At 59.1% G+C, this 20,028-nt stretch carries 19 protein-coding genes; 11 read left to right on the forward strand and 8 right to left on the reverse strand.

The features are described from left to right. Positions 1-39 precede the first annotated feature (39 nt). Both LPW29_RS12910 and LPW29_RS12915 read right to left on the reverse strand, forming a co-directional pair. Positions 40-633 carry a hypothetical protein gene (locus LPW29_RS12910; RefSeq protein WP_090255492.1) on the reverse strand — a complete coding sequence of 198 codons (594 nt, stop codon included), beginning with the start codon at positions 631-633 and terminating at the stop codon, positions 40-42. 170 nt (positions 634-803) lie between these two features. After that, the gene (locus LPW29_RS12915; protein WP_238628355.1) at positions 804-3,242 is read right to left on the reverse strand and encodes a penicillin-binding protein 1A; all 2,439 of its coding nucleotides are present in this window, start codon (positions 3,240-3,242) and stop codon (positions 804-806) included. 187 nt (positions 3,243-3,429) lie between these two features. Between LPW29_RS12915 and LPW29_RS12920 the strand changes: the two genes are divergently transcribed. The 8 genes from LPW29_RS12920 (at position 3,430) to LPW29_RS12950 (ending at position 10,913) form a co-directional block, all read left to right on the forward strand. Further along, positions 3,430-4,491 (forward strand): pilus assembly protein PilM, encoded by a 1,062-nt coding sequence (locus LPW29_RS12920; protein WP_090255495.1) that lies wholly within the window; start codon positions 3,430-3,432, stop codon positions 4,489-4,491. Further along, entirely contained in the window at positions 4,491-5,063 is a 573-nt protein-coding gene (locus LPW29_RS12925) for a PilN domain-containing protein (RefSeq protein WP_238628356.1), read from the forward strand. Before LPW29_RS12920 ends, LPW29_RS12925 begins: the two co-directional genes overlap by 1 nt. Then, complete coding sequence (locus LPW29_RS12930) at positions 5,060-5,671, forward strand: type 4a pilus biogenesis protein PilO (protein WP_238628357.1); 612 nt, start codon at positions 5,060-5,062, stop codon at positions 5,669-5,671. The genes LPW29_RS12925 and LPW29_RS12930 overlap by 4 nt, the downstream gene beginning before the upstream one ends. Further along, on the forward strand, positions 5,664-6,200 hold the full coding sequence (locus tag LPW29_RS12935) for a pilus assembly protein PilP (RefSeq protein WP_238628358.1): 537 nt from the start codon (positions 5,664-5,666) through the stop codon (positions 6,198-6,200). Before LPW29_RS12930 ends, LPW29_RS12935 begins: the two co-directional genes overlap by 8 nt. A gap of 19 nt (positions 6,201-6,219) precedes the next feature. Next, positions 6,220-6,777, forward strand: a complete 558-nt coding sequence (locus tag LPW29_RS15665; RefSeq protein WP_338018699.1) for an AMIN domain-containing protein — start codon at positions 6,220-6,222, stop codon at positions 6,775-6,777. Next, entirely contained in the window at positions 6,774-8,333 is a 1,560-nt protein-coding gene (locus LPW29_RS12940) for a type IV pilus secretin PilQ (protein WP_338018700.1), read from the forward strand. Before LPW29_RS15665 ends, LPW29_RS12940 begins: the two co-directional genes overlap by 4 nt. After that, positions 8,326-10,467 carry an Ig-like domain-containing protein gene (locus LPW29_RS12945; RefSeq protein ID WP_238628359.1) on the forward strand — a complete coding sequence of 714 codons (2,142 nt, stop codon included), beginning with the start codon at positions 8,326-8,328 and terminating at the stop codon, positions 10,465-10,467. Before LPW29_RS12940 ends, LPW29_RS12945 begins: the two co-directional genes overlap by 8 nt. 125 nt (positions 10,468-10,592) lie before the next feature. Next, the gene (locus tag LPW29_RS12950) at positions 10,593-10,913 is read left to right on the forward strand and encodes a hypothetical protein (protein ID WP_238628368.1); all 321 of its coding nucleotides are present in this window, start codon (positions 10,593-10,595) and stop codon (positions 10,911-10,913) included. Between the two features lie 30 nt (positions 10,914-10,943). On the opposite strand, the gene LPW29_RS12955 is transcribed toward LPW29_RS12950, so the two are convergent. From LPW29_RS12955 to LPW29_RS15790, 6 genes are all read right to left on the reverse strand, one after another. Continuing rightward, positions 10,944-11,339 carry a type IV pilin protein gene (locus tag LPW29_RS12955; protein ID WP_338018701.1) on the reverse strand — a complete coding sequence of 132 codons (396 nt, stop codon included), beginning with the start codon at positions 11,337-11,339 and terminating at the stop codon, positions 10,944-10,946. Between the two features lie 124 nt (positions 11,340-11,463). Then, the gene (locus LPW29_RS12960) at positions 11,464-15,063 is read right to left on the reverse strand and encodes a pilus assembly protein (RefSeq protein WP_238628360.1); all 3,600 of its coding nucleotides are present in this window, start codon (positions 15,061-15,063) and stop codon (positions 11,464-11,466) included. Positions 15,064-15,175: 112 nt separating this feature from the next. After that, positions 15,176-15,682, reverse strand: a complete 507-nt coding sequence (locus LPW29_RS12965) for a pilus assembly PilX family protein (protein ID WP_238628361.1) — start codon at positions 15,680-15,682, stop codon at positions 15,176-15,178. Between the two features lie 10 nt (positions 15,683-15,692). Continuing rightward, positions 15,693-16,751 carry a PilW family protein gene (locus LPW29_RS12970; RefSeq protein WP_238628362.1) on the reverse strand — a complete coding sequence of 353 codons (1,059 nt, stop codon included), beginning with the start codon at positions 16,749-16,751 and terminating at the stop codon, positions 15,693-15,695. Then, positions 16,748-17,185 (reverse strand): type IV pilus modification protein PilV, encoded by a 438-nt coding sequence (gene pilV, locus LPW29_RS12975; protein ID WP_238628363.1) that lies wholly within the window; start codon positions 17,183-17,185, stop codon positions 16,748-16,750. Before pilV ends, LPW29_RS12970 begins: the two co-directional genes overlap by 4 nt. Positions 17,186-17,195: 10 nt before the next feature. Beyond that, complete coding sequence (locus LPW29_RS15790) at positions 17,196-17,738, reverse strand: GspH/FimT family pseudopilin (RefSeq protein ID WP_370642842.1); 543 nt, start codon at positions 17,736-17,738, stop codon at positions 17,196-17,198. A gap of 206 nt (positions 17,739-17,944) precedes the next feature. Here LPW29_RS15790 and LPW29_RS12980 point away from each other — a divergent pair, with 206 nt between their 5' ends. From LPW29_RS12980 to LPW29_RS12990, 3 genes are all read left to right on the forward strand, one after another. Further along, entirely contained in the window at positions 17,945-19,342 is a 1,398-nt protein-coding gene (locus LPW29_RS12980; RefSeq protein ID WP_238628364.1) for an MBL fold metallo-hydrolase RNA specificity domain-containing protein, read from the forward strand. Between the two features lie 94 nt (positions 19,343-19,436). Continuing rightward, positions 19,437-19,709 (forward strand): CopG family ribbon-helix-helix protein, encoded by a 273-nt coding sequence (locus LPW29_RS12985; RefSeq protein ID WP_238628365.1) that lies wholly within the window; start codon positions 19,437-19,439, stop codon positions 19,707-19,709. Then, the gene (locus tag LPW29_RS12990; protein ID WP_238628366.1) at positions 19,697-19,990 is read left to right on the forward strand and encodes a type II toxin-antitoxin system RelE/ParE family toxin; all 294 of its coding nucleotides are present in this window, start codon (positions 19,697-19,699) and stop codon (positions 19,988-19,990) included. The genes LPW29_RS12985 and LPW29_RS12990 overlap by 13 nt, the downstream gene beginning before the upstream one ends. Positions 19,991-20,028: the final 38 nt, after the last annotated feature.

A 20,028-nucleotide genomic window follows, 5' to 3' on the forward strand; every position in this document is an offset into this window, starting at 1 on the left:
CCGGGTGCTTCTCGAAGCGCCCCTACAGGTGTGGAGCCCCTACTCCGTTAGCAACCGCTCCACCTCCCTCACCCCCGCCCGTCGCATGGGACGCCCATCCACCGGGCTCGGTGGCGGCTGTCGGATGCCATCCACCGGGAACACCACCGCATCCACATCCACCCCCTCGGCACCAAACTCGATGCACGGGTAAAACACATGCCCCTGCGCGCCCCGCAAACGCCGCTCGTCACTGCGCCAGGTCACCCCCCGATCCTGCAGATAGAAGATCACCTCCTCCACGCTGTCGGCGAACACATGCAGCGTGAGCTCATCCCGCCCATTCACGATCCCCGCCAGCACCGGACCCACCAGACGCGGGTTGAATGGCTCCAGCAATTGCATGGCCTGCACCGCCATCCGCCGCAGGTGCGTGAGCCGCTGCCGGGATTCGTCATCCTCGAATAACCGCTGACGCTCAAACACCGCTTCCTCGATCTCGGTGTTGCGCGGCAGGTTGCGGGTTTGACCCGCCCCCAGCCGATCGGCCGCCTTGCGCTTGGCCAGACGGTAATCCACTACACCCTCATCCAGGATGATGCGCGCAGCCTCTTCGGCGATCATCTGCCGTACACGGACGTCATTGATGGACATGGAAGGCCTCCTGGATTCGGTGAAGAACAGGCCCTCACCCCAACCCCTCTCCCGCCAGCGGGAGAGGGGTCCTGACAAGGGGACAGCCCCCTTTCCTCCCTCCCTTCTCCCCTCAGGGGAGAAGGGCCGGGGATGAGGGGAAAGCGGCGGGCACCCACCCACAACCCACCTCAAAAAATCTGATCCGGCGTCACATCGCCCCGACTCGGCCCGGAACGCTCATCCGCCCCCAGATCAGGCAACTGATCCTGGGTGAAGGTTTCAAAGATCGCCTGCTGCGTGCGATGGGTCACCCGCTTTCCTGTCTCCGCGTCGATCCGTACCGTGACCATGCCCCGCGGTTCCTTCGGCAGGCGCTCCGGGCGCCCTTCCAGGGCCTTGCCCATGAAATCCACCCACACCGGCAGGGCCAACGAACCTCCCGTCTCCCGACGACCCAAGGTGGAATAGTCATCAAACCCCACCCATACCGACGCCACCAGGTCCCCATTGAAGCCACTGAACCAGGCATCCCGCAGGTCATTGGTGGTACCTGTCTTGCCCGCCAGATCATCCCGACCCAGGGCCTTGGCCCGGCGACCGGTGCCGCTGGCGATCACCTCCTGCAGCATACTCACCATCTGATAGGCATTGGTGGCCGGCAGCGTGCGCTCGGCCGGCACGAACCGAGGCGCATCGGGAGCCGACCCATCCAGGGCGACCCCCTCCACCGCCACCAAGTCGCCATCCGGGTGCGCCGGCACCTGACAAGGCGGCGGGCACACCCGGCGCGGTACCGTACGATACACCACCTCCCCATACGGGCCCTCTATCCGGTCCAGAAACCACGGATCCACCCGATACCCGCCATTGGCAAACACCGCATAGCCCCGGGTCAGCTCCAGCGGCGTCACCGACCCACTACCCAGCGCCAGGGATAACCCCGACGGATGCCGTGAACGGTCAAACCCGAAGCGCTCAATAAACGCCAGCGTGGGCTCCACGCCCACCTCATCCAGCAAACGAATGGACACCAGATTCCGGGAATGGGCCAAAGCCTCCCGCAACCGGGTAGGCCCATAGAAACGGCCACTGTAGTTCCGCGGTCGCCAATCCCCCTCCAGGGACAGATCCTCCACCACCACCGGCGCATCATTGAATATCGAGGCAGGGGAAAAGCCATGAGCCAGACCCGCTGAATAAATGAATGGCTTGAAGGCTGACCCCGGCTGACGCTCGGCCCGCATCACCCGATTGAAATTGCTGCGATAGAAATCGTACCCACCCACCAGAGCACGCACCGCCCCATCCTCCGGATCCAGGGCCACGATGGCCCCCTCCACCGCCGGCACCTGGGCCAGGACCCAGCCCTCACCCTCATCGCCCCGCATCACCCGGATCACATCCCCCGGGCTCACCACATCCGAGACCCGCTGCGGCGAGTTGCCCATTCGCGAAGCATCCCTGTAGGGCCGAGCCCATTCCATGGCCGCCAGATCCAGCTCGATCACCTCACCCTGCCCCATGTACACCGTGGCAGCCTGGTCACTCACCTCAGTGACCAAACCCGCCCAGAGCCCACCGCCGGCACGGGGGTGCCCGGCCAGCAGGCGATCCCGGGCCGCCTCATCCGCGTGATCATCCAGATCCACCTGGGCCTCCGGCCCCCGGTAACCATGACGTTGGTCATAGGCCATCAGCCCCTGCCGCAGGGCCAGATTGGCCTGCTCCTGCATGGCCCGGTCCACGGTGGTATAAACCCGGTACCCCTCGGTATAGGCCGATTCCCCATAACGGGCCACCATCTCCATGCGCACCATCTCGGCCACATGCCCGGCGCTCACCTCCACCTCGGCCGAGTGCAGCAGGGCGGTAATCGGCGCCTCCCGGGCAGCCTCGTAATCCTCACTGGAGATAAAGCCCAGCTCATGCATGCGCCCCAGCACATAGTTGCGTCGTGCCATGGCCCGACGTGGATTGCTGATGGGATTGGCGGCGGAAGGCGCCTGCGGCAGGCCCGCAATCATCGCGATCTGCGGTAGCGTGAGCCCATCCAGACCCACGCCGTAGTAAACATGCGCCGCGGCCCCCACGCCGTAAGCACGCTGCCCCAGATAGATCTTGTTCAGGTAAAGCTGAAGGATTTCATCCTTGGACAGCTCCCGCTCAATGCGCATGGCCAGGAAGATCTCCGTGATCTTGCGCGTATAGGTCTTGTCCCGCTCGAGGAAAAAGTTGCGCGCCACCTGCATGGTGATGGTGCTGCCGCCCTGCGTCTTTTCGCCGGTGGTGACCAGGTTCACCGCCGCCCGCGTGAGCCCGACGACATCCACGCCCGGATGCACCTCGAAACGCTCATCCTCGGCCGCCAGAAAGGCCAGGCGCATGAGCTCCGGCACCTCTTCCACCGCCACTGGCTCGCGGCGTTGTTCGCCGTATTCGGCCATCAGCTCGCCATCGCGGGTGAACACCCGCAGCGGCACCTGCAAGTGCACCTCCCGCAGCGTGTCCACCTCCGGCATCTGGGGTGCCACATAAAGATAGGCGCCCACCACCGCAACGACCCCCAGGGTGAGCGCAGCCAGGGCGGCGGAAACAAGAACACGCAGGGATACAAGGAAAAATTTCATCAAAAAAGTCCGTCATTTGGAATCGGACGGCAGGTCATCCGCCTAAAACCACCGCCCCTCGGGCACTTACCGACAGGGGGCCTGTTTTGCAGAAGACTACGGTAGTAATTACCGGGAGTTGGGACTAGTATTTGGTAAAAAATATAAGCTACCCAACCCTCGAGCCGCAATGAGATAAGGGGTTACCGTGTTAGGACTCGGCCGCAAAACCCCCGCGCTGATAGGCATCGACATCAGCTCCACCTCCGTCAAACTGGTGGAACTGGCGGGCTCTCCCGGCAAGCTCCGGGTGGAAGCCTACGCCGTGGAACCACTTCCCGGCAGCGCGGTGGTGGAAAAGAACATACAGGAAGTGGAGGCCGTAGGCGAAGCCATCCGCAAGGCCTACAAGCGCACCGGCAGCAAGACGCGCTTCTGCGCGCTGGCCGTACCCTCCTCCGCCGTGATCACCAAAACCATCAACATGCCGGCCAACCTCAAGCCGGACGAGCTGGAAGGTCAGATCCAGATCGAGGCCGATCAGTACATCCCCTACGCCCTGGAAGAAGTGAACCTGGACTTCGAGGTGGTCGGCCCCACCCCCAAGAATCCCGAGACCGTTGAGGTGCTGCTTTCCGCCTCCCGCCGGGAGAACGTGGACATGCGCGTGGCCGCCGCCGAGATCGGCGGCCTCACCCCCAAGGTCATGGACGTGGAAGCCTACGCCATCGAGCACAGCTACCCGCTGGTCACCGAACAGCTTCCCGACCTGGACACGGAGCTCCCCGTGGCCGTGGTGGACGTGGGCGCCACCATGACCTCCATCAACATCTTTTTGCACAACCACCTGATCTACACCCGCGAGCAGTCCTTCGGGGGCAAGCAACACACCGAGGAGATCATGCGCCGCTACGGCCTCTCCTACGAGGAGGCCGGTCAGGCCAAGAAAGAAGGCGGCCTGCCCGACAATTACGTGCCCGAAATCCTCGAGCCCTTCAAGGAGACCATGGCACAGCAGGTAAACCGCTTCCTGCAATTCTTCTTTGCCGCCAGCCCCCATGATCAGGTCTCGCAGGTCATCCTGGCCGGCGGTTGCGCCGCCATCCCCGGCGTGGATGAGCTCATCGAAAGCCGGCTGAACACCCCCACCAGCATCGCCAACCCCTTCGGCCGCATGGCGCTGCACACCCGCATCAACCCGCAACGCCTGGGCAACGACGCCCCCGCCCTCATGATCGCCGCCGGGCTCGCCTTGAGGAGCTTTGACTGATGTCCCACATCAACCTACTCCCCTGGCGCGAGCAACGGCGCAAGGAGCAGCAAAAGGAATTCACCGTCCTCGCCGCCCTGGTGGGCCTGGGTTGCCTGATCGTCGTCTTCCTCACCCATGTGGCCATCAACACCCAGATTCAGGCCCAGGAACAGCGCAACAGCTTCCTGCAGAACGAGATCCGCATCCTGGACCGCCAGATCCGCGAGATCCAGGACCTGGAATCCACCCGCCAGGCCCTGCTCGACCGCATGGAAATCATCCAGGAACTCCAGGCCAGCCGCCCCCTGGCCGTGCGCCTGTTCGACGAACTGGTCAACACCCTGCCCCAGGGCACCTACCTCACCGGCATGACCCAGCGCGAGATGGCCCTGGAGATCACCGGCCGGGCCGAGTCCAACGCCCGCGTGTCCGCCTTCATGCGCAACCTGGAAGGCTCCCCCTGGTTCAACGAACCGGTACTGCAGGTGATCGAAACCCGCGACCAGGACGGCGTACGCCTGAGCGACTTCCGCCTCACCGTGAGCCAGCGTGACCCGAGCACGGACAATGACGAGGAGGCCTCGCAATGAAACTGGGCAGCCTGGACCTCAAGGACCTCAACGAGCTCAATAACGTCGACCTGAAAACCGTCGGCAGCGCCCCCCTGGCGGTGCGCATCTTCCTGCTGGTGATCCTGGCCGCCGCCATCCTCGGCGTTGGTTACTGGTTCGACACCAAGAGCCAGCTGGAACGCCTGGAGCGCTCCCAGGCCCAGGAAAGCCAACTGCGCCAGCAGTTCGAGACCCGCCAGCGCCGCGCCGCCCTGCTGGACGACTACAAGGCCCAGCTGGAGGAGATGCAACGCAGCTTCGGCACCATGCTGCGACAACTGCCCAGCCGCACCGAAATCCCCAACCTCCTGGTGGACGTCTCCCAGACCGGCCTCTCCGCCGGCCTGGAAATCGACCTGTTCCGCCCCGAGAATGAGCGCCGCCGCGGCTTTTATGCCGAAAAACCCATCCGGCTGCGCATGAAGGGCGATTACGAACAGGTGGCCGAGTTCACCAGTGGTGTCGCCGCCCTGCCCCGGATCGTCACCCTCCACGACATCACGCTACGCCCGGACGGGGACACCTCACGGCTGACCATGGAAGCCACCGCCAAGACCTACCGGTACCTGGATGATGTCGATGACTGATCCCACACACTCTGCGCCCGGTCGCCTCATCGCCGCCCTGGCCACCGCCTTGTTGATGGTTGGCTGCGGCGGCGACCTCTCCGACCTGGAACGCTACGCGGAACGCATCAAGCAACGCCCCGGCGGGGAAATCGAACCCATCCCGGAAATCCCCCCGCAGGAGACCTTCACCTACCCCGGTCACGAGCGCGATCCCTTCGATTCATCCGTGATCGCCACCCGGGTGACCGAGGATGTGGGCCCGGAAAGCGACGTAACCATCGACCCGAACCGCCCCCCGGAATTCCTGGAACAATTCCCCCTGGACAGCCTGCGCATGGTCGGCACCATGGAGCAGGACGAGGTGCAATGGGCCCTGATCCGTACCCCGGAACGCAATATCCAGCGGGTGAAGGAAGGCAACTACATGGGCCAGAACCACGGGCGCATCGACCAGATCACGGACACGCGCATCGAGATCACCGAGATCGTGCCCGACGGCTTCGGCGGCTACCAGGAGCAGGAAAGCTCCGTCGCGCTCACAGAATAAGGTAACGAGGACACACCCCATGACACTGGCGACCCAGCGACGCTCCACGCCCCGGATATCCGGCGCCGGGACTCTCCACCGGCGCATCACGGCCTTTCTGGCTCTGTGCCTGCTCATCCTGTGGGGGCACGCGGCCGCCGCCAGCCCCGACCGAGCGCTCCAGGAGATTGTGTACAACACCCTGCCCGGCGACCGCCTGCAGGTGATCATGCGCTTCTCCGAGCCACCCCCCACCCCGGAGAGCTTCACCATCGACAACCCGGCCCGCCTGGCCCTGGACTTCCCCAACACCCGCTCTGCCGTGCGCGAGCGTCGCCAGGAGATCAACGTGGGCCTCACCCAGTCGGTGGACACCGTGGAGGCCCGCAACCGCACCCGCGTGGTCTTCAACCTGGTGCGCATGATGCGCTTCGACACCCGCATGGACGGCAACAACCTGGTGCTCACCCTCACCCCGGCCCCCACCCAGGCCGCGGCCCCCTCGCGCCCCATGCCCATTAGCGACGACCAGCGGCGCGCCGCCGGTGCTGCCGACCGGGAAGTGTCCGACGCGGCCCCGACGGCGAAGGCCGGGTGATCATCAGCCTTACCGACCCGCACACCCCCGTGGATGTGCGCGAACGCGACGGCCGCATCGAACTGAATTTTGCCCGCACCGCCCTGCCGGAAGCACTGGAGCGCCGCCTGGACGTCACCGACTTCGCCACCCCGGTGCAAACCATCGACGCCGTGGGCGAGAGCGACCGGGTGCGCATCACCGTGGCCGCCCAGGGCGAATACGACGCCCTCTCCTACCAGACCGACGAACAGTTCACCCTGGAGGTGAAACCCCTCACCCGCGAGGAACGCGAGGCCCTGGAGCGGGAGCGCTTCCAGTACACCGGCGAGCGCCTGTCACTGAACTTCCAGGACATCGAAGTGCGCTCCGTGCTGCAGCTCATTGCCGACTTCACCGACCTGAACGTGGTGGTGAGCGACACGGTGGGCGGCAACATCACCTTGCGCCTGCGCAACGTGCCCTGGGACCAGGCCCTGGACATCATCCTGAAAACCCGCGGCCTGGACATGCGTGAAAATGGCAACGTGCTGTATGTGGCCCCGGCGGATGAGATCGCCGCGCGGGAACGGCAACAGATGGAGGCACAGCAGCAGACCGCCGAACTGGCCCCCCTGCGGGCCGAGTTCATTCAGGTGAATTATGCAAGGGCGGAGGATGTGGCGAATATCATCGAAAGCGATGGGATCAGTTTCCTGTCCGAGCGAGGCAGCATCAAGGTGGATTCACGCACCAACACGCTGTTGGTGCAGGACACCTCGACCAAACTGCAGGAGATCCGCGGCCTCATCACCAATCTGGACGTGCCTGTTCAGCAGGTGCTGATCGAAACGCGCATTGTGGTGGCCACCGATGACTTCGCCCGTGACCTGGGTGTACGCTTCGGCGTTACCGGTCGCGATCGCACGGGGCGCACTCAAATCGGTACCAGCGCCAACCTCTCCGGCGCTGCCGATGCCCTCGCCGGGAACATCCCCGACATCACCGATCGCCTTAACGTCAACCTCCCGGTGACCGACTCCGGTGCCGGCAGTATTGGCGTATCCATCCTGCGTCCCGATGTACTGCTGGACCTGGAACTCACCGCCCTCCAGGTGGAAGGCCGGGGCGAAATCATCTCCACGCCACGGGTGATCACCGCCAATGGCCAGACCGCCATCATCAAGCAGGGTGAAAGCATCCCCTACCAGGAAGCCACCGCCTCCGGCGCCACCAGCGTGCAGTTTGTGGATGCCGTACTCTCCACGGAAGTCACCCCGCAGATCACACCCAACGGCAACATCATCCTGAACATCAAGGTCAACCGCGACAATCCCGGCTCCCGGGAAGTGCTTGGCACCCCCTCCATCGAAACCCGCGAGGTGCAAACCCAGGTGTTCGTGCGCAACGGCGAAACCGTGGTGCTGGGGGGTATCTACGAGATCAGCACCTTGGAGCAGTTGACAAAGACCCCTTTCCTGGGTGACCTGCCCATCCTCGGCAACCTGTTCAAGCAACGCTCACGCGAAGAAACCAAGGCCGAACTGCTGGTGTTTGTAACGCCCAAGATTGTGGAAGAGGCGGTGGTGGATGAGTAAGACCCGTACCGATGAACAAAGGCTATCCCTTGGAAGCAGCCAGGCCACACAATCCATAGAAGGACGCCCCCTGATGAAAGGGCTAAAAAACATGAAAGAACTTTCGTTGATACACAGACTTTTATTTGGGCTTATCTCACTGACCTTCATCTTGGCGGTTAGCGCCTGCGGAGGTGGTGACGACGACGGATTTGACACCGGCGGCGATGATGACAATGGATCCGATTCGGGAGAGGATGAAGAGACCACTGAAGCTGTACAATCAGCAGCCAGCATTCAAACATTTGCCGACAAAATTGAGATCAATGCAGATGGATCGGATGTCGCCAACATCCAAGTGCTTGTCAAAGACTCGGGCAATCGTGGTGTTGCTGGCGTCCCTGTGACGATGAGCATCGACCCGGATGGTTCCGGCAGTTCCGAGGGCTATAACCTGATCGTGGATGGGTTCGAGACCAATGAGTCGGGAGAACTCACTGCTCGACTGGGTAGCGGCCAGACCATTCGAGCCGGTAATGCATTAGTGACCGCCACTGTCGACGGTCGAGACATCAGTAGTACATTGGGTTTCACATTTGTTGGGCCTACCATCGAGACCTCTCCGACGGAAGTCTCCATCAACCAGGATGAGACAGAGACTATTTTTGTCACCGCCCTCTCCGGCACAAATCCGGCCAATAACCAGCCCATCTGCGTCGAAGTGCCCAACTTTGTCGAAGTGGTACAGGACAATCAGATCACAAGCAGACCGGGGGGGTGCCCCACTTCGGTGACTACCGACGTCAATGGGGAAGCTGAATTCAGTATCCAAATATCCGAACCAGGCAAGGGTCTGGTCCGTCTTTCCGGGCTAGGCCTTACCCGCGATATACCGGTGGAGGGCGTGTTTTCCGGAATTCGTTTCCTGGAACCCAATCCAGACACACTCATAAAACTCGGAGATTCCTTGACTGCTCGCGTGGAGACACCGGACTTTAGCGGCAACGTCCTGCTTGCTACCACGTCGGGCACGTTTGCCAACGGGCAGTCCACCACCACCGTGACGACAGGCGACGCAGAAAATGGTGTTGTACTCACTGGATTCCAGACAGGCCGAGTCACCCTGTCCGCCACCAAGTCTGGCAGCAACGAGCGTGACACAACCAGCTTCCTCGTCTTCGATGATTCTGATCTGGACGCCGAGAAAACGAACATCTCTCTCCAAGCCACTCCCGCCACCCTGAGCGTCGGTGACGACAACCACGCTACACTCACCGCTACCCTGACTCGCGAGGGAGCGGGCGATGGCAACAACCTACCCATTCCTAACGAGCTTGTGAGCTTCACCATCGTGGGTGACAGCCTGGGTACTTCCCTCTCGGCGCCTGCCTCCTTCACCGGAGAGGAGGGCACCACCAGCACACAATTCGTCGCCGGTGGAACCCCGTCGTCGGCAAGTGGCGTTACCGTAAGGGCGTGTATTGCCTCCATCGAGTTGTGCGACAACGCCCAAGTGACCATCACCGACAAACCCGGCTCCATCAGCATCGGTCTGGCCAACGTGATTGGCACTACCAATGATAATACGGCGTATCAACTTCCGATCTCCGTCATTGCCACCGATGTGAATGGAGGTGCGCTGAGCAACGTCACCATCTCCTTGCGGGTGTGGCCTACGCGCTATCGCACGGGCTTTCGGACCGATGAGGGCAGCCTGGATCCCCTTGACGTTATCCCAAATGAAGACGTCAACCGTAACGTTACGCGCGATCTCGGCGATCTCTGGTCCACCACGAATCGCGATCAACCCGAACGTGACCTAGCCACTGTTCGACAACTTTGCGAACCCTCAACTGGCTCGGAACCCGCATCGATTGTGATCAATTCTACACAAGCCTTTGAACTCGGCTGCAAATTAATTCCAGAATCCACAGCAGGGGGTTCAGTGCCGGCAACAGTCACCACCGATGAGAATGGCTTGGCCACTTTCAATCTGACGTATCTGAAAGACCGCGCCAACGTTATTGAGGCGCAGGTTGTGGCTACCGCCCAGGTTCAAAGTACCGAGATCCAAAGCTCCCGCACGTTCTTCCTGCCTAGAGAAGAAGACGACGATAACTTACCTGACTCCCCCTATAACGTTTATTTCGAATAAGTTGAGTATATCGTTAGGTTGAGTTAAAGTCAGATCTGGTGTATGGGGGGGGGGGGGGAAGGAAGGGTGGCGTATCCTGTTGATTGATCACAACCAAGATCTCAATCAACAAAAGCGGATACGCCATGACCAAGTCTACCCTTCAAGCTGTTTCACAACCAGAACCGCAGGCCACAGATCCGCTGCACCAGGGTGCCCGCGACCTGATCACCCAGGCGGTCGAGGCCGAGTTGGCACGTCTTGGTGAAGTAGATACCCTTGGAGGGCGGATCACGGTCTCCTCAGACCTTAACGCAGACACGCTAACCTTGGGCTCGGATGGTCTTGCGCGCAGTGGCTCAAGCCTGGCAACGGGTCATCACATCAGCATCGCTGCGGACGGGGGAATAGTCAGCCTGTCCGTTGTTTGCGATTGGGTGCAGGCAGTCGCATTTCCGTGCCTATGATCCGGATCGAGTTTCGAGCCCGTTAGACAATCACCAACAAGCGTCCGGACCACGCACCCCTCTGTGATCGATGGTCATTTCATGACAGTCGGCGCTGGAGGACTTCACCCTGCCATCCTGGCCTTCCGCTTCTATGACAAATGTAGTGGCAGTCGGCTCATTCTCCGCAAAAGCCAACTTATAAAAACCCTCTGGAGACGAGGCCGTGATAGTACATCCAGCATAACTCATCGCCGCCGTATAACATCTCTCCATCGCTTGCGCCGCCTGCAGTAATGCGACCCTACCGTCCGAGATCTGTGTACGCTCCACATAGCGCGTATAGGAAGGATAGGCAATCGAGGCAAGTATACCTATGATGGCCACCGTAATCATCAATTCGATCAATGAAAAGCCTTGCTGCCCACTTTGTCTGATAATAAACACAATCGCTTACCTTATATAATATTTCTTGACCGCTAGATGGGTGGGCCGCCACTTGTAGTTCCGACCTGAAGTCCACAGTCACTCTGAAACTCTTGGCAACTCGCCTAGTTAAACATTGGACTTACTAGCGTAATTGCTGCCAGAACTGTCTTCCGGTGACCCAGTCATCACCCGCCACGCCTGCAATATCGCCTTCACCTGTGATAGCGAACTGATCGACTTCGCCAGGCACAGCACTGGCGGGATTTGGTGGAAGATCGATAGTAATGATCCGTTCACCTTGCCCAAACTCAATGCCGCTGACCACCTCTCCACTAACCCTGTCATCATTATCGATCACCTCATCTCCATCAAGGTCGATAACGGACTCTAAGGTCCGGCCACCGGTCAGGATATTGAAATCCAGGAAAAAACCACGACGACCTGAGCCACATGGATCCTCATCGGGCACCAGGGTTGAGAAACGGGCGCGCTGGGGAGACCTACCAATTACGCGGGGTCCAGTAATCACCCGCTCGCCTGCCTCCATGTCGAGGTCTATATACCAGCCTCTGTGAGTTGTTGGATTAATAGGATTATCCGATAGCACACGGACCGTTTTGCCATTATCAGTGGTTTGGGACACTATTTCCTGCTGAAGCAAGTCATTAGCCCGGTCTGCTGCCAGACTTGGGGGCGGTTCTTCATCGAAGACTCCGTATAAACTCTGAACTTGGTTATCGCCGTTATCTCCCCCACGGAAATAACTCCCAGTACCGAACACAATCATCGCCCGCCCAGGGTCATCCACGATACGCGCACCGTGTGGGCGGGAAGTGATTGGCTGTGGTTTCGTGCCGTCCGTTGCCTGAATCAGCACCCGCCGACGGGACGGCTCGGCCCAATCACTAGGATTAGTACTGGACAAGTCGAACACCCAGAGATTGCCCTCAAGATCTCCAGCGTAGGCGCGATTTGCACGAAGATCTCGATCCGGCCAATCCGTAACGAAGGGCTCAGCTAATCCATTCGGGGCTGATGCACTTCCGATCTCAGTGTCAATGGTTTGGATCAGTGCGCCGGTTTCAAGGTTGACAACGAACAACTGCGCACGCTGCATGGAACTGTCGTAACCATTCCCAAACACTGCCGCCCAAGTGTCGTCACTCAAACGGACTATGGCAGGCCTGCTTGCTCGGTAACCAAGCTCTGGATGACTGAATTCCCAAAGAATATTACTGGCTGAGAAGCTTTCCGGATTCGTGACATCCAGCGCGAAGACAGTACGGCCGCCAGCCCCCATGGTTCCAACCAACACCGTGCGAGGACTACCAGCAATCGAAACATCTGCTAATGCCGGCGTTCCATCAACGAAATAACGGTGATTGTAATCTGGATCCATAAGCCGATTGATCGGGGCATGGGTTTGCCCTGATTCTGCTCGTAGCAACTCACTCGGGATGTACGCAAATAGTTCTTCCCCGGTGATGCTGTCGAAAGCGTGCAGCATGCCGTCATTTGCCCCAAGATAAAGTACATCGTTCTTGAACTGCGGATCCGAGTGCACAATATCGCCGAGAAGCCGGATTGTTCCGGTTTCCGACCGGCTCCGCATCCCAGCGACCTCGTTGCCTATAAGCCAGTTCAAACGGTCGGCACCCCGGCCATCATCCACATTGCTAAGATTCTGATCCATCGCTGCTTGCTGGCTCGCGTGCAGGTCGTCCCAAGCCAGCGCGACACCTGAACCCGTACCGCTACCATCCGCCTGCCGCGTGAAAATTTTTCTCGGTGCGGTTCGGGTCGCAAGCTTTTCCTCCGCATCCCAGCATGTCAAACAACTCAGGTCACTTAATGTACCATCGGACCTCACCTCGCGGGCTGTGAGCGCTCCTGACCAATCACTGCTGCGAAATCCCGCAGTGTACAGTAGGGTATCCGTTTGAAGTACAGCCGAGCTGGCTGCGGCGGAAGTGGCACTAGACTCAATACGTGCCGCAATAGCATTCAAAATCTCGGCGAAACGCTCCCCTAGTTCGGAAGGCACTTCTACATCCACCAGCAATCCTCGGCTATTGATCGTAGCATGCCACAGGTCATCCACATGCACCGGATTCCGGTTGGTGAAGCTCGTAGGCCAGTTTGGTGTATGGGAAAATGGATCGTTAGTCGCTTCTTCGTCTACCTTGAAGATGGTGCCAAGTGAGCCCATTGTTAAGCCAAACAGATTGACATGTAGATCAGTGTTACAGTCCAAGCTGGGGTGCGGGTCTGCGGCACTGCAGCCGACGGGGACGGGCACTCGTCCTTCCGGTAAATCAGGGCGAGGGTTATCCAAGTAAAGCGCCATTGCGATATCGGCCATGGTATTGGACACCGTGTCCGCAAAGGGATCCCCCATGTTACCGTCCTTATTGTTGACTCCCGCACCAGTCCAAGTGTTCGCGTACCCATCCGTAAACAAAAGGCCGAAGTTCATCTGGCATTCGAGCTGAACTGGCGCATTGGTATCTGTTCGCGCAAATTGAGTGCGCATGTGGTTAACTGCTTCCCGATTTGGCGTGCCTCCTGTTCCAATGAAATCATGATAGATCTCGGCGAAGAATTCTGCTCGGTCCGTCCCCACGGAAAGATCCCTGATCAGGAGATTGGTAGCAGGGTTCGGCCTATTGTTTATGAGGTAAGCTCCAACCCGAAGATTGTCAATATCCTCGAAGGCTTCGCCAATCGCTCCACGCGTTGCTATGTGACGCTTACGATAGTAAGTGAACCAGTTGGCGAAATTCTGTATGGCGGCATCATAGCTTGCATTATCGACAAAATTTTCAGGCTTGATCTCATAGCGAACCATCTGCCCTCCATCAGGGGCACTGCCATCCACAACTGCATCCTGTCCCAAGTCACCATCGACATTTCCTTTATCCGGCAAATAACCAAAATCATCAGGCAAGGGTTGATCCACAGGCAAAAAGAAAGTCGCAGGAAAAAACGAAATCGCCACATTCCGACCTTGGTCGACGGTAACGTCATTGGCCGCCTCGATCCATTGGTTAGCATTCCAATCGCGGTAACGGGTGCCCGCTGGGATGGTCATCCCTTCGTACATCTTGAACACATAATTGTTACCATGCTGCTCTTGGGTCCTGGTCAGATCGAAGGTTTCACTGCCTCGCGTAGGATCTGTCGCTGCTTCCGAGGGACTGGAATCTAGAAAAGTATAATTACCCAGACTTGGCCAAGGCTCGTAGGTATTATTGGGGTTAAAATAAGAGGCATTATGATTTGGTGAGCGCGCATACGCAAAAGAACCAATTGGTGGAACTGCGAAATGATCATTACTACTATCACCGTAAGCCCGACGACCACTAGTTAAACCGGTACCATTTGGAAATAGATAAACGAATTTTTTCCAAGTACTACTTGCCCCACCTGCACGATTAAAATTGAGCCTGCCCGGTTCAACCTGATCATTTACATCCAAGCCAGTAAAGGAATTTCTATTCGTATTCCACCACATGGCACCATCATTGGTACGCGCCAATATTTCAGAGTCCATGGACCCTGAGTTATCTACTGCGAGAACAAGGGCTGGCTTTACTTCTGGAACCAAGAATAACGGGGTATCCGCGATCACAGTACCCGCCTGCACCGGACTGGCCCCGCCCGCGAAGATAACAAGCAAAAAACTCAGCAACGAATACTTTAGAATATGAAAGCTGAGCATGGTGTGTTGAGGATCAAACATGACTGTTCTCCTTAACGAACCAATCCGAATGCGGCGTCATTTGAACAGCAAAAAGCCACGAACAAATGATCTGCGGCAGTACGGAGACAGTAATACTGTGAGCAAATATCGCTCATGGCTGCGCACACACAACCGACCCTGCTAGTGGGGAATCGAACACTGACCGGATAAGTACTGCGGCGGCATCCGTACCACCCGTGGCAAAAGCAAACACGGGAAACAGTAGCCGACACTCGTTCGCGGTGAGATCCATGCCCCCGGGGTGGCGCAGTTCGGTGGGTGGTTCTATATAGAAGCCCCCAGCACCATCGGCGACGTCGCCATGCGAAGAGGTGCCGTCCCAGATCAGCGGCGGGTCCAATCGATCATGGCCAACCGCGCTGGCGCGTTCGATAGGATTACTTAATGAGTTTTCACCTGCACGAAGGGCAATCTCTGCGCGTTGGAATGCAATCGCTCGATCATACATATTTCCCGCCATGCGTTCCTGCATGGTGCTACCCTGCATACTGGCAAGGCCGACCAACGTCAACAACACGAGGAAAATGAGGCTGACGATGAGCACTGCACCCTGTTGAGAGTGCAGTGCATGCCGCGTTCGAGCATTTACTTCAGTCATTTTTTCGTCCTCAGGGCAGTGAATTACGTACACCGACCGTAGTCGAAAATACCTGATACATCCTGCGATCGGGCGCATTGAAGATCCCGCCGTTGAAAGCAAGGGTCATGGGGGCTTGCACGACGTTGTTCTCAGTGCTCGCAAACAACATATTCACTCGGATCGCAGCCACCGAACCCCAATCCGCAACCGCAGATGCAGAGAGGTACTGATCAGCACCACGGTCCCCATTAGTATCTACCCCATACATGACCTGCAGGTCGACCAACCCCTGAGCAATTTGCTCGTCTTGCGCAGCCCCAAGGTCGAACATAACGCGTCGAAGTGCCGAAGGCTGTCCAGCGAAAGCGCCATCTCCTACATAATAAACTGCGCTGCGAAATCTGGAGATAACCAAGCGATCATCATAAGTCTTACTGAAATCGTTGGTCGTAGGGTCGAGATTTCCCGGGGCTGAACCGGTCGATGCGGAACGTCCCACGCGTTCCTGGCCTGAACCGACACTGTTCTGAAACTGGTCACAGGCATCAACATCGGAGACCACCACGATAGCTCCTCGCGGGATGCCACTACGCGTTCCGGATATAAGATCAACTTGCTCCGAGTCCTGATCAGTGCCGCCGTCCGGTATGGCATCCGTTCTGATGGCCGCATGTTTGATCAGTATGGCATCCGTGTTAGCAACATAGCCGAACATGTCGCCTCCAGCCGGGCCGGGGCCATCAGGTCCGGCGATACCATCCCATCCTCGGACCCCTTCGTTGAGGTCAAAAAGAATAAAGTTACCGCCCATCCCTGTGGGATTCAGTAGACTGTTTACGGTTGCATCGTAATGGCAGCCACCCTTAAAGCCAGTCAGACGAAGATCCCGTGAAAATATCTCGAGGGCATAACGACCATTCTCCTGAATCTCCGTTAGAGCCTCTTGCGTGCGACTGACCTGTTTGCTGCCCAAAAAAACCTGAACAATGCCCCCTAGAAGCAAAAGACCTAGGACGAGCGAAATCATGATTTCCACGAGGGTAACGCCGGCCTGACGGCCCGAACTCTTCTGAAGAGATCGGTTCATATCTGGGTCTCAATAAAAAACTGTTGGGCCGGATCGGCTCCTCGTGAATCATCCCATTGCACTGTGATGCTAAAGAGATCCCCATCGCGGGCTACGCTACCGTCCCCGGAGGGCAGACTGACTGCCAGTGCTGTTTTCCACTCCACGAGATCATCCCCAGCGAGTGTCCCACCGCTTGGGGTGGCGTCAATGGCGATATTGTATTCACCACTCAAGGCCGCTGACCGATTTGCGCGCATTCTGTCGGCAATATCGTAAGTGAAGTTGACCGCCTGGGAGCGCAGATAGGCACTATGATTTGCCTGCATACTCTGCGTGTGCAGTGCCGCAAGTCCCAAGAGGCCGATCCCCAAGACTACAGCAGAGACAAGGACCTCGATGAGCGCAAACCCGGAGACCCGCTCACGGCCACCCTGCAAAGGTGTGAGTTTCATCCAGTATTCCTCATGGACAGTCGACACGGCGAACGCTGATACGGCCTGTGGCGCCTATATTCATCTGGCGAGATTGCTCCCCCGAGCATCCGACGAAGCGAGATTCCCAAACCCCTGCATCCTCGGTTCCGCCCAATCCGTTAAAGCGAATAATCCCGTCAGCCGGATTTGCCGGAGCAACAATGACGGCACCAGCAGGTGGCGCGTCCCATACGCGTACCACGTTCCCTTCCGATTGCACCAACCAGCCAACCGTCCAGTCGTTATCTCCAGAGCAGGCACTTCCAGCGTTGTTTCTAGGGCAGACGCGGGCTTCCCGCCCCCGCTTGATAGCTTCACTGCGCCCAAGGTTCATTGCCGAGCTCAGTTCATTGACCAGGGCAGTCGAGCGGGTATTCTGGATAATGCTACGAAATGAGGGCACTGCTACCGTTATGGTAATCAGGAGCACAGCCACCGTGGTCATCAGCTCGACAAGGGTGAAACCCTTTGCACGGATGGAGAACTGTGGAGTGGCTCCACTAACACTCACCTGAGCAGATCTGACCGCCATCGTTTTAATACCCCTGAAGCTCCCGCCAAGGGGAGCTGGCGCTATGACTCATGTTTTGGAGACTAGCATATCGGGCATCGACAAAAGGCTTACTTTGCAACGTTTCAAGACGAGCGGATCAAGCAAGCGCACGGGAGGTTACAATACCCAAAACCAACCACCACAAGCCCGGAAACCATAGAAGCCCTCACCCAAGGAAGGCCCCCATGCCCACCCCCAACCATCCCACCCTCATCCACCACGGTGGCGCCACTGGCGTGACTGGCAGCTGCCATCAACTGGTGGCCGACGAAGCGCATTCCCTGCTTGTGGACTGCGGGCTCTTTCAGGGGGAGGATGCCGCAGCCGATGCCTTCCGGCAGTTGTCGGTGGATTTCGATATCACCACGGTGCGGGCGCTGGTGGTCACTCATGTCCACATCGACCATATCGGTCGCTTGCCCTATCTGCTGGCAGCCGGTTATCGGGGGCCGATTCTCTGTACACCGCCCAGCGCCCGACTGCTGCCACTGGTGATCGAGGATGCCCTCAAGGTGGGCTTTACGCGGGATGCGGATCTCATTCAGCGCTTTCTTCAGCAGGTGGAGGGGCAATTGCAGCCCCTGCCCTATGGTCAGTGGCATACCGTAGCGAACACACCCGACCTGTCCCTGCGGGTTCGGCTGGAGCGGGCCGGACATATTCTGGGTTCGGCCTATGTGAAGGTGGCCTGGCAGGATAAGCGTCGGGGCCGGGAGCAGCGCATCGTGTTCTCCGGTGACCTTGGCGCGCCCCACACGCCGCTGTTGCCGGCACCCCGCTCGCCCCACCATGCGGACTGGCTGATCCTGGAGTCCACCTATGGGGATCGACTCCATGGCAACCGGGTCAATCGCCAGCAGGCCCTGGGTAAGGCCATCGCCCGGGCGCTGGAGAACAACGGCACGGTGATCATTCCCGCCTTCAGCATCGGTCGCACCCAGGAGTTGTTATATGAGTTGGAAGATCTGATCCATTCGGGTCGATCCCCGTGGGCAGACCTGGAGATCATCGTGGATTCACCGTTGGCGGCGCGTTTCACCCAGGTGTATCGCCAGCTCAAGCCGTGGTGGAATGCCGAGGCCAAGAAGCGCCTCAAGGCCGGCCGGCGGCCACTCGGGTTCGAGAACCTGTATACCGTCGACAGCCACGAAGAACACCTGCAAACCGTGGCGTATCTGGCCCGTACCGGGCGTCCGGCCGTGGTACTGGCCGCCAGCGGGATGGCGGCCGGTGGGCGGGTGGTGAATTATCTCAAGGCCATGCTGGGCAGCGAGCAGCACCAGGTGCTGTTTGTAGGTTATCAGGCGGCGGGCACGCCGGGCCGGGAGATTCAGCAGTATGGCCCCCGGGGCGGCTGGGTGATGCTGGACGGCGAGCGCTACACCATTCGCGCCGGAGTGAGCACCGTGAGCGGCTATTCCGGACACGCCGACCAGCGGGATCTGGTGCGCTTTGTGCGCCAGATGAAGCGCTGGCCATCGCGAATTCGCCTGGTGCACGGGGAGCCGGCGGCACGGCAGGCCCTGGGGGATGCCTTGCGGGGGCTTTATGCGGGGCGGGGGCGAGAGGTGGTGATTGATTGAAAACGGGGACAGACCCCTTTTACGTCCTATTGGACTCAGCGACATGCCTGCGCTACGGTATCACCGGGTATTACTAGGCGATAAGAGATTCATCATGGCTACATCCATCAAGATCGACGACATGCTCAAGAGCCGCGTCCATCAGCTTGCCAGCCAACGCCGGCGCTCACCGCACTGGATCATGCTGGAGGCTATCCGGGAGTACGTTGAACGCGAGGAGGCACGTGATAGCTTCAAGCAAGAGGCCTTGGCCTCATGGGTGGCGTACAAGGAAACCGGTCGACACCTGACCGGCCAGGAGGTGCGAAGCTGGCTGGACACCTGGGGCACCCAGGACGAAAACGGGGTACCTGAGTGCCACAAGTAGTCGTCACCGAGGGCGCAGCGAAAGGCCTGGAGCGATGCCGGCAATTCCTGAACGCCAAGGACACGGAAGCGGCCAGGCGGGCTGGCCAGACCATCGAACGGCACTTCCTGCTGCTGGAAACGGCCCCGGACGTGGGCCGCCCCTTACCGGAAATGCCCCAGCTTCGCGAGTTGGTGATCGTCTTCGGGGGTTCCGGCTATGTGGCTCTTTACCGCCACGAGTCGGCGGATGATGCAGTGTATATCCTGGCCTTCCGTCACCAGAAAGAGGCTGGCTACTGAGCCCCCAACACCGCCACCTGCCTCTGCGAGATCACATG

Source organism: Ectothiorhodospira sp. 9100 (assembly GCF_022227565.1).
GTDB lineage: Bacteria > Pseudomonadota > Gammaproteobacteria > Ectothiorhodospirales > Ectothiorhodospiraceae > Ectothiorhodospira > Ectothiorhodospira marina.

Bases quoted from the DNA above. Each gene is read 5' to 3' on its own strand.
- LPW29_RS12910 (WP_090255492.1), bottom strand. From the start codon at position 633: ATGTCCATCAATGACGTCCGTGTACGGCAGATGATCGCCGAAGAGGCT.
- LPW29_RS12915 (WP_238628355.1), bottom strand. From the start codon at position 3,242: ATGAAATTTTTCCTTGTATCCCTGCGTGTTCTTGTTTCCGCCGCCCTG.
- LPW29_RS12925 (WP_238628356.1), top strand. From the start codon at position 4,491: ATGTCCCACATCAACCTACTCCCCTGGCGCGAGCAACGGCGCAAGGAG.
- LPW29_RS12930 (WP_238628357.1), top strand. From the start codon at position 5,060: ATGAAACTGGGCAGCCTGGACCTCAAGGACCTCAACGAGCTCAATAAC.
- LPW29_RS12935 (WP_238628358.1), top strand. From the start codon at position 5,664: ATGACTGATCCCACACACTCTGCGCCCGGTCGCCTCATCGCCGCCCTG.
- LPW29_RS15665 (WP_338018699.1), top strand. From the start codon at position 6,220: ATGACACTGGCGACCCAGCGACGCTCCACGCCCCGGATATCCGGCGCC.
- LPW29_RS12945 (WP_238628359.1), top strand. From the start codon at position 8,326: ATGAGTAAGACCCGTACCGATGAACAAAGGCTATCCCTTGGAAGCAGC.
- LPW29_RS12950 (WP_238628368.1), top strand. From the start codon at position 10,593: ATGACCAAGTCTACCCTTCAAGCTGTTTCACAACCAGAACCGCAGGCC.
- LPW29_RS12960 (WP_238628360.1), bottom strand. From the start codon at position 15,063: ATGTTTGATCCTCAACACACCATGCTCAGCTTTCATATTCTAAAGTAT.
- LPW29_RS12965 (WP_238628361.1), bottom strand. From the start codon at position 15,682: ATGACTGAAGTAAATGCTCGAACGCGGCATGCACTGCACTCTCAACAG.
- LPW29_RS12970 (WP_238628362.1), bottom strand. From the start codon at position 16,751: ATGAACCGATCTCTTCAGAAGAGTTCGGGCCGTCAGGCCGGCGTTACC.
- pilV (WP_238628363.1), bottom strand. From the start codon at position 17,185: ATGAAACTCACACCTTTGCAGGGTGGCCGTGAGCGGGTCTCCGGGTTT.
- LPW29_RS15790 (WP_370642842.1), bottom strand. From the start codon at position 17,738: ATGGCGGTCAGATCTGCTCAGGTGAGTGTTAGTGGAGCCACTCCACAG.
- LPW29_RS12980 (WP_238628364.1), top strand. From the start codon at position 17,945: ATGCCCACCCCCAACCATCCCACCCTCATCCACCACGGTGGCGCCACT.
- LPW29_RS12985 (WP_238628365.1), top strand. From the start codon at position 19,437: ATGGCTACATCCATCAAGATCGACGACATGCTCAAGAGCCGCGTCCAT.